8 protein-coding genes and 1 pseudogene are annotated in these 8,837 nt (G+C 70.8%); 5 read left to right on the top strand and 4 right to left on the bottom strand.

Translation table 11 applies throughout. The features are described 5' to 3' along the window. From ACYVE7_RS23375 to ACYVE7_RS23360, 4 genes and pseudogenes are all read right to left on the bottom strand, one after another. Positions 1-1,117: pseudogene (locus ACYVE7_RS23375) on the bottom strand (hypothetical protein); the annotation flags it as partial. Next, positions 1,117-1,758, bottom strand: coding sequence for a response regulator transcription factor (locus ACYVE7_RS23370; protein WP_460367190.1), 642 nt, complete (start codon positions 1,756-1,758; stop codon positions 1,117-1,119). The pseudogene ACYVE7_RS23375 and the gene ACYVE7_RS23370, both read right to left, overlap by 1 nt. A 36-nt stretch (positions 1,759-1,794) precedes the next feature. Further along, complete coding sequence (locus ACYVE7_RS23365) at positions 1,795-2,520, bottom strand: sensor histidine kinase (protein WP_460367187.1); 726 nt, start codon at positions 2,518-2,520, stop codon at positions 1,795-1,797. Positions 2,521-2,577: 57 nt separating this feature from the next. Next, positions 2,578-3,402, bottom strand: a complete 825-nt coding sequence (locus ACYVE7_RS23360; protein WP_460367185.1) for a hypothetical protein — start codon at positions 3,400-3,402, stop codon at positions 2,578-2,580. A 123-nt stretch (positions 3,403-3,525) separates the two neighbouring features. Here ACYVE7_RS23360 and ACYVE7_RS23355 point away from each other — a divergent pair, with 123 nt between their 5' ends. The 5 genes from ACYVE7_RS23355 to ACYVE7_RS23335 form a co-directional block, all read left to right on the top strand. Further along, entirely contained in the window at positions 3,526-6,108 is a 2,583-nt protein-coding gene (locus ACYVE7_RS23355) for a valine--tRNA ligase (protein ID WP_460367184.1), read from the top strand. Between the two features lie 123 nt (positions 6,109-6,231). Next, complete coding sequence (locus ACYVE7_RS23350; protein ID WP_460367182.1) at positions 6,232-6,600, top strand: hypothetical protein; 369 nt, start codon at positions 6,232-6,234, stop codon at positions 6,598-6,600. 105 nt (positions 6,601-6,705) lie between these two features. Beyond that, the gene (locus tag ACYVE7_RS23345) at positions 6,706-8,061 is read left to right on the top strand and encodes a bifunctional folylpolyglutamate synthase/dihydrofolate synthase (protein ID WP_460367192.1); all 1,356 of its coding nucleotides are present in this window, start codon (positions 6,706-6,708) and stop codon (positions 8,059-8,061) included. Positions 8,062-8,157: 96 nt separating this feature from the next. Next, the gene (locus ACYVE7_RS23340) at positions 8,158-8,475 is read left to right on the top strand and encodes a DUF4233 domain-containing protein (RefSeq protein WP_460367181.1); all 318 of its coding nucleotides are present in this window, start codon (positions 8,158-8,160) and stop codon (positions 8,473-8,475) included. A gap of 107 nt (positions 8,476-8,582) precedes the next feature. Beyond that, a partial coding sequence (locus ACYVE7_RS23335) for a hypothetical protein (RefSeq protein WP_460367179.1) occupies positions 8,583-8,837 on the top strand: 255 nt, incomplete at its 3' end.

The following is an 8,837-nucleotide window of genomic DNA, read 5'->3' as shown; positions in this document are numbered from 1 at the left end:
CGGTCAGCGCGAGCGCCCGCCGCGCGGCCCGCACGCCGAGCCGGAGCGCCTCGGTGGGGCTCTCGGTCCGCTGGACGGTCCGGCTGAGCCGGTCGGCCAGCCGGTAGGGGTCGCGTTCGATGCCCAGCAGGGAGTCCACCGACCGCTGGACGTGCCTGCGGACCGGCTGGAACAGCGTGCCGACCGCCATCGCCCCGGTGAAACCCGCGGCGGGCCCCATCACGAAGTGCTGGACGACCGCGATCAGCGTGAAGTAGACGGTGCCGAGGATGACCGTGAGCGACGCGTAGACCAGGGTCCGGTTGACGATGACGTCGATGCCGTACAGCCGGTCGCGCAGCACCGCGACGGCCAGCGCCACCGGCACCGTCCCCGCGGCCGTGCAGGTCAGGACGGCGAACACCCAGAACGGGATGTCCGGCCAGAGCAGATCGGAGTAGCCGACGACGGCCGTGCCGAGCAGCGGGTAGGCCATCCACGCGATCTGCCGGCGGGCGGTCTCGTCTCCGGCTTTGAACCGGACGGCCAGCGACGCGATGGCCAGGAAGGTCGTGCCGACCGTCAAGGGCTCGATGACACGGCTGTAGAAGCCGTCCAGGCCCAGCACCAGGTCGAGGCCGAACGGGTTGGCGTGCTGGTAGGGCCCGAACCCGAACTCGCCGGGCAGCAGCATCAGGAACAGGACGTTGACCGCGATCAGCAGTACCGCCAGCACCAGGACCGGCCGCCACCGCTTCGACGGCACCCGCCCCGTCGGGAACAGCAGCGGCACCAGCATGATCAACGGCAGGAACTCGGGGACGTACGCCCATTTCGCCGCCCACCGCAGCAGCACGGCGCCCGGCAGTTCATGGACGACCGCCCACCGCGACAGCGGGATGCTGAGCCAGTACCCGGCGGCGAGCAGCCCGATCGACCAGACGAGACGTCCGACGACCAGGCCCGGCCTGCGGCTCAGCAGGAAGGCGCCGACCGTCGGATAGGTGAGCCCCATGACGCATTCGGGCCGGAACACCTGGTTGGTTCGGTATTCCGGCGGCAGGTCGTAGCGGAACCAGAAGGCGGCCAGAACGGCCGCGGGCCCGGCGAACGCGCCGAGCCAGAGCAGCCTCTTCATCAGGTGCCGAGACCCGCCTCGCGGGCCAGCACGATCGCCTGGGCCCGGTCGGCGACGTGCAGCTTCATGAAGATGTTCGAGACGTGGTTGCGGATCGTCTTCGGCGACAGGAACAGGGTCGCGGCGATCTCGCCGTTGTTGCGGCCCTGCGCGATCAGCTCGAGGACCTCGCGCTCCCGCTCGGTCAGCTCGGGGAACGCGGCCTGCTTCGGATCGGGCATGTCGGTGAAGTAGGTGAGCACCCGGCGGGCGATCTCAGGACCGTAGATGGCCTCGCCGGCGGCGACGGCGCGGACGGCGCGGGCGATCTCCTCGGCGCCGGACTCCTTCAGCAGGTAGCCGCGCGCGCCCGCGCGCATCGCGGCGAACACCGAGTCGTCGTCGCGGAACATGGTCAGCACCAGGACGCCGAGATGCGGCGAGGTGCGGGTGATCGTCCGGGTGGCCTCGATGCCGTTGCCGCCCGGCATGTGCAGGTCCATCACCACGACGTCGGGCTGGAGTTCGTGCGCCAGCGCGACGGCCGCGGGGCCGTTCTCCGCCTCGCCGACCACCTCGATCTCGAGCGCTTCGAGGAGGGCGCGCAGGCCCTGCCGGAACATCGGATGGTCGTCGGCGATGATCACGCGGATCTCGTCCACTTGGTGCCTCTTCTTGAGCGGGGGAGCAGGGGGGTCTCAGCGTGGGAGCAGGGGGAGCCTGGCGATCACAGCGGTGCCGCCGCCGGGACGCGGGCCGATCGTACAGACGCCGCCGACCTCGGCGGCGCGTTCGCGCATGGCGGCGAGCCCGGCCCCGTCGGGCCGTTCGGGCCGCAGCCCGGCGCCGGGGTCGGCGACGACCAGGTGCAGGGCGTCGGTGCCGCGGTTGAGCCGGACGAGCGCGGTCGGTGCGAGCGAGTGCCGTCGCACGTTGGCCAGGGCCTCCTGGACGATCCGGTAGGCCGCGACCTCGACCGCGGCGGGCAGCTCGGCCAGCTCACCGCCGATCTTGACCTCGACCTTGATCCCCACGACGCCTTCGGCGAGCCCGTGCACGGCCGCGGCGAGCCCGAGGTCGTCCAGGGCGGGCGGCCGCAGGTCGGCGACCAGTTCCCTGATGTCACCGATCGCGTCGGCGAGCCGTTTGCGCAGGTCGGCCAGGAGCGGCCCGATCTGTTCGGGAGCGGTGCCCATCGTCAGCCGGGCGGTGTCGAGTGCCATCGCGAGGCTGGCGAGCGTCGGCCCGAGCCCGTCGTGCAGGTCGTGCCGCAGCCGCCGTTTGTCCTCTTCGGCCGCCGCCACGATCCGCTCCCGCGACCGTTGCAGCTCACCGGCCCGCAGCTCATCACGAGGGGCCCGCCGCCGCGTCACGAAGACGCCCACGACGAGCCCCGCCAAGAACGCGACGAACCCGATGGCCATGCCCCACACCCTGCCGGTCCACCCGTCCCCTCACCAGGGACAGGTGTCCCGACCGCGTCAGGCCTTGGTCTCGACGTCCGGGCGGATCTTGCGCATCACGGTGGACAGCTCGGTCCAGCTCATCGAGGAGAGGCTGCCGCTCGACACGTCCGGGACGGCCATCAGGATGCCGACCGTGTAGTCGGTCGCCCAGTAGCACATCGGGATCGTGACGCTCGACGCCGTGATCTCGGCGCACTTGGCCGAGCCCGCGCCGCCCGACGAGGTCTCGTGCAGCGTGATCGAGGCGCCCGGAGTCCCGGTCAGGCCCCGCTCGAAGTCGCTGCCGCTGACCTTCTCCGTCGCGGTGATGCCGATGAAGGTGACGTTGCCCTTGCCGGTGGCGTAGGTGTTCGACACGACCGTGCCGGGGATCTTGCTGCCCGCCATCTGCTTGAAGCTGGACACGATCTGGTTGCTCGCGGCGTCGCCGGACGCGGTGTAACCGCCGGCGGTGGACGGCGCGGCGATCTTGTACTTGTCGCCTCCGCCGCCGGAGAGGGCGACGACCGCGACGACCGCGACGATGATCAGGACGACGGCGCCGCCCAGGATCAGCAGGAGGGGGCCCGCGCCGGAGCGGCGCGGCGGAGCCGGGCTGAACGGCGGCGGGGTCTGGGCGCCGTAGGGCTGGTTGAACGGCGGCGGGGTCTGCGGCTGGCCGTAAGGGGGCTGGGCCGGCTGACCGTAAGGGGGCTGCTGGCCGTAAGGCTGCTGCGGCTGCTGGGGCTGCCCGTAGGGCTGTTGCGGGGGCTGCTGGCCGTAAGGGGGCTGCTGACCATAGGGCGGCTGCTGGCCGCCGCCCTGGCCGGGCTGCTGGGGCGGAGGGGTCCAACCGCTCATGATGATCTCCGGGGTTACGCTGGGATGATTCGGGGGTTATTCTGGCCTATCCGGCGTTCTCTGTCTCTTCAGAGAGACGTTACGGCGCAGCCAGAGGTTCGGCACGCCCTAGAATCGGTTTCCGTGACCGAGTCCTCGTTGCCCACTCAATACGCGCCCGCCGAAGTCGAGGGAAAGCTCTACGAGCGTTGGACCTCGGCCGGTCTGTTCACCGCGGACCCGGCCCGTGACCCAGAAGCACCCGCCTACACGATCGTGATCCCGCCGCCCAACGTGACGGGTTCGCTGCACATGGGTCACGCGCTGGACCACTCGATCCAGGACACGCTGGTACGGCGGCGGCGGATGCAGGGCTACGAGGCGCTGTGGCTGCCGGGCATGGACCACGCCGGTATCGCCACCCAGAACGTCGTGGAGAAGCGGCTGCGCGCCGAGGGCAAGACCCGCCACGACCTGGGCCGTGAGGCGTTCCAGGCCGAGGTCTGGAAGTGGAAGGCCGAGTCCGGCGGCGCGATCCTCGGCCAGATGAAGCGGCTGGGCGACTCCGTCGACTGGTCGCGTGAGCGGTTCACCATGGACGAGGGCCTGTCCCGCGCCGTGCTGACGATCTTCAAGCGGCTCTACGACGACGAGCTGATCTACCGCGCCGAGCGGATCATCAACTGGTGTCCGCGCTGCCTGACCGCGCTGTCCGACATCGAGGTCGAGCACGCCGAGCGCGAGGGCGAACTCGTCTCGATCCGCTACACCGACGAGATCACGGTCGCCACCACCCGCGCGGAGACCATGCTCGGCGACACGGCCGTGGCCGTCCACCCGGGTGACGAGCGCTACGCCCACCTGGTCGGCACCGAGATCGAGCTGCCGCTGACCGGCCGCCGCATCCCGGTCGTCGCCGACGAGCACGTCGACCCCGAGTTCGGCACCGGCGCTGTCAAGGTGACCCCGGCGCACGACCCGAACGACTTCGAGATCGGCCGCCGCCACGACCTGCCGTCGGTGGTCGTCCTGGACGAGCACGCCCGCGTCACCGCCGACGGCCCGTTCAAGGGCATGGAGCGCTACGACGCCCGCGCCGAGGTCGTCGAGGCGCTGCGCCGCGAGGGCCGGATCGTCAAGGAGGTCCGCCCCTACAACCACGCCGTCGGCCACTGCTCGCGCTGCCAGACCGTCGTCGAGCCGCGCGTGTCGCTCCAGTGGTTCGTGAAGGTCGCGCCGCTGGCCAAGGCCGCCGGCGACGCCGTCCGCGACGGCAGCGTCACCATCGAGCCGGCCGAGCTGTCGCCGCGCTACTTCGCGTGGGTCGACAACATGCACGACTGGTGCATCTCCCGCCAGCTCTGGTGGGGCCACCGCATCCCCGTCTGGTACGGCCCGGATGGCGAGCAGGCGTGCTTCGGCCCCGACGAGGAGATCCCCGAGGGCTGGACCCAGGACGGCGACGTCCTCGACACCTGGTTCTCCAGCGCCCTGTGGCCGTTCTCCACCCTGGGCTGGCCCGACCAGACCGAGGACCTCAAGCGCTTCTACCCGACGTCCGTGCTGGTCACCGGCTACGACATCCTGTTCTTCTGGGTCGCCCGGATGATGATGTTCGGCCTGTACGCGATGGACGGCGTCGCGCCGTTCAAGACGATCTACCTGCACGGCATGGTCCGCGACCAGTTCGGCAAGAAGATGTCGAAGTCGTTCGGGAACGTGGTGAACCCGCTCGACTGGATCGAGTCCTACGGCGCCGACGCCACCCGGTTCACGCTGCTGCGCGGCGCGAACCCCGGCGGCGACGTCCCGGTGGCGGAGGAGTGGGCGCAGGGCTCCCGCAACTTCTGCAACAAGCTGTGGAACGCCACCCGCTTCGCGCTGATGAACGGCGCGCACGTCAACGGCCCGCTGCCGAGCGAGTACTCGACCGTGGACGGCTGGATCCTGTCCCGGCTCCAGACCGTCGTCCGGGACGTGGACCGCTACGTCGAGTCCTACGACTTCGCCAAGGCCGCCGAGACCCTCTACCACTTCGCGTGGGACGAGGTCTGCGACTGGTACCTGGAGCTGTCCAAGGTGCCGCTCGGCGCGGGCGGCGCGCCTGCCGAGGCCACCCGCCGGATCCTCGGCGAGGTCCTGGACAAGCTGCTCCGCCTGCTCCACCCGATGATCCCGTTCATCACCGAGGAGCTGTGGATCGCGCTGACCGGGCAGGAGACGGTCGTCCGGGCGCCGTGGCCGGTCGCCGATCCCGCCTTCGACGACGACAACGCCGAGGAGATCGTCGCGAGCCTGCAGCGGCTCGTCACCGAGGTCCGCCGGTTCCGGTCCGACCAGGGCCTCAAGCCGGGGCAGCGGGTCGCCGCGGTGCTGGAGTTCGGCGGTTCGCCGCTCCAGTACCACGAGGAGGCGATCCGGTCGGTCCTGCGGCTGACCACGCCGGACGGCTCCTTCTCGGCGACGGCCACGTTCCCGGCCGAGGGCGTCACGGTCAAGCTGGACACCTCCGGCGCGATCGACGTCGCCGCCGAGCGGGCCCGGCTCGAGAAGGACCTCGCGGCCGCCCGCAAGGACCTCGCGCAGACGACCGGCAAGCTCGGCAACGCCGACTTCGTCGCCAAGGCCCCCGAGGCTGTCATCAACAAGAACAAGGCCCGCCAGGCTGCCGCCGAGGCCGACATCACGCGGCTCGAAGGCCAGCTCGCGTCCCTTCCCGCGGGCTGACCTGCCCTCTTCGGCACCGCGCGAACTCCCCGGCGATCTGATCGCCGGGGAGCTCGCGTGCTTCTCAGGCGGCTCTCAGATACGGCTCATCGGCTGCTCAGAGCGGGTGCGCAGATTAGGAGCATGAGCGAAGATCGGAATATCGGAACGCCTGAGGAAGTCCCCGCCGTGCCCGGACCTGGCGAGCCGGCCGCGCCGCAGCCCGCCGGCCGCAGATTCGGCAGGGTGCTCAACGGCTCCGTCGCCGGGATCGTGGCCGCCGGGGTGATCGGCGGGCTGGTCGGCGGCGGGATCGTCGCGTTCGTCGACCAGGACGGACGTCCGGACCGGCCCGGCTTCCACCGCCAGGCCGACCAGAACGGCCCGCCCTTCCGGCGCGGTCAGGGCTTCGACCGCGGCCCGCAGGGCGACCCGCGCCAGAATCAGCAGCAGACACCCCAGGACGGGCAGAGCGGGCCGTCGCAGGGCGGGAGCACGGACGTCCCGAGCTGATCGGCCGGGTTCGCGGCGCGGCGAGCCGCCGGGCCCGGAGGCCGGGCGGCTCGGAGCCGATAATCTCGGGGGGTGACTGACTATCGGGGCGCGGTGGGCGCGATCATGGCGCGGGGCGTCGAGTGGGAGTTCGATCCGACGCTGGAGCGGATCCAGGACCTCCTTGATCTGCTGGGATCTCCGCAGAACGCCTGTCCGGTGATCCTCGTCGCCGGCACCAACGGCAAGTCGTCGGTCGCGCGGATGATCGACTCGCTGCTGAGCGAGCGCGGGCTGCGGGTCGGCCGGTTCACCTCGCCGCATCTCGTGGAACTGCGCGAACGCATTTCGATCGACGGCGAGCCCCTCTCCGAGGAGCAGTTCGCCGAGGTTTATGCGGATATCGCGCCTTATCTCGAAATGATCGACGGTAAGCACCCGGTGCGGCTCTCGTTCTTCGAGACGCTGACCGCGATGGCCTACAGCGCCTTCGCCGACGCCCCGGTCGACGTCGCCGTCGTCGAGATCGGGATGGGCGGCGCGTGGGACGCCACCAACGTGGTCTCGCCGGTCGTCTCGGTCGTCACCCCGATCGGGCTCGACCACACCGACTACCTCGGCGACACCCTCCAGGACATCGCCGTGGAGAAGGCCGGCGTGATCAAGGAAGGGTGTGTGGCGGTCCTGGCCCAGCAGGAGCTGGAGGCCGCCGAGGTGCTGCTGCGCCGGGCCGCCGAGGTCGGGGCCCAGGTCGTCCGGGAGGGCATCGAGTTCGGCGTGGTCCGGCGCGAGGTGGCCTTCGGCGGCCAGCAGCTCGATCTGCGCGGCATCCACGGCGAGTACGACGAGGTGTTCCTGCCGCTGTTCGGTGAGCACCAGGCCGCCAACGCCGTCGTCGCTCTGGCCGCGGTCGAGGCGTTCGCGAGCGGCGCGCCGACGGCGGGCCCGCTGGACCCCGACGAGGTGACGCGCGGCGTCACCGTCTCCGACTTCGAGGGCGACGGCAAGCTCGACCCCGCGCTGGTCCGCGAGGGTTTCGCGAAGGTCACCTCGCCCGGACGGCTGGAGGTGGTCCGCACCGGCCCCACGGTCATCCTGGACGCCGCGCACAACCCGGCCGGGATGGCCGCGACCGTCAAGGCGCTGACGGAGTCGTTCGGCTTCAACCGCCTCATCGGCGTGGTGGCGGCGGCCGCCGACAAGGACGTCACCGCCATGCTGGAGTATCTGGAACCGGTCCTCGAAGAGCTGGTCGTCACCCGGAACTCCTCGCCGCGCGGTCTCGCGCCCGCGGACCTGGCCGATCTGGCCGTCCCGCTGTTCGGCGCGGAGCGCGTGCACGTCGCCGAACGTCTCGACGACGCCATCGACCAGGCCATCGCCCTGGCCGACGACGCCCCCGACCTCATCTCCTCCGGGGTCGTCATCACCGGTTCCGTGGTCACGGCGGGCGACGCCCGGCTCCTGCTGCGCGTCACCTGATCTCCGGGTTCTCCCGTGCATAGGGGCTGGTCACGGGGGGATCGGGGGTGGCGGTAGGTTGGGTGCCGGTCCGGTGGAACGAGTGAAGGTGTTGTGATGCGGCGGCTCTGCGCGATGATCTTGACCTGTGAGGCGATCATTCTGGCGCTGGCGATTCCGGTGGCGATCGCGGTCGGTGACACCGGCGGCGCGGTCGCCGGAGGCGTCGGCGGTGGGCTGGCCGTGCTGGCGCTGCTGCTGGCCGGAACCCTCGGACGTCCGTGGGGCGTCGCGGCGGCGACCGGATTCCAGGTCCTGGTGCTCGCCACCGGGTTCTTCGTGCCGACCATGTTCATCCTCGGCGTTCTTTTCGGCGGGCTGTGGGGTTATGCCCTTTGGCTCGGAAAGAACGTGGAGAACGCGCAACCCCGCTAAATTGACGGCTTCGGGAGGGCATCCGAAGCCGAAAGCCGTCCGTGTTATGGACGCCATTTTCTTCTTTCTCGGAAATCGGCTGGGTGTCGGTTTTAGGGGAGAAGTCTGTGAATCCATCTGTTCCGTTCGGGTCCAGGGGGCCGCTGGCGGCGCTGGTGCGCTGCGCGCCCCTGATCGTCGCGCTGACCGCCGTCCCGGTGGCCGTGCTGGTCGGCCAGAACCCCCTCGTCTACTACGCCGAGGCGGCGGCCCGCGACCTCGGCGGGGGAGTGTTCGGCGTCGTCCAGGCCGCGAACCGCGCGCTGCCCGCGCTGCTCGCGCTCGGCCTGCTCGGCGCGGTCGCCGTCCGACGGTGGGCGGCG

The sequence above is a fragment of the Actinocorallia lasiicapitis genome (assembly GCF_054778695.1).
This window is presented reverse-complemented; position numbering and strand designations above follow the sequence as displayed.

What these genes read in the sequence shown, in the direction of transcription:
- ACYVE7_RS23345 (WP_460367192.1), top strand. Translation starts at nt 6,706, where the DNA reads ATGGCGCGGGGCGTCGAGTGGGAGTTCGATCCGACGCTGGAGCGGATC.
- ACYVE7_RS23350 (WP_460367182.1), top strand. Translation starts at nt 6,232, where the DNA reads ATGAGCGAAGATCGGAATATCGGAACGCCTGAGGAAGTCCCCGCCGTG.
- ACYVE7_RS23360 (WP_460367185.1), bottom strand. Translation starts at nt 3,402, where the DNA reads ATGAGCGGTTGGACCCCTCCGCCCCAGCAGCCCGGCCAGGGCGGCGGC.
- ACYVE7_RS23365 (WP_460367187.1), bottom strand. Translation starts at nt 2,520, where the DNA reads ATGGCCATCGGGTTCGTCGCGTTCTTGGCGGGGCTCGTCGTGGGCGTC.
- ACYVE7_RS23340 (WP_460367181.1), top strand. Translation starts at nt 8,158, where the DNA reads ATGCGGCGGCTCTGCGCGATGATCTTGACCTGTGAGGCGATCATTCTG.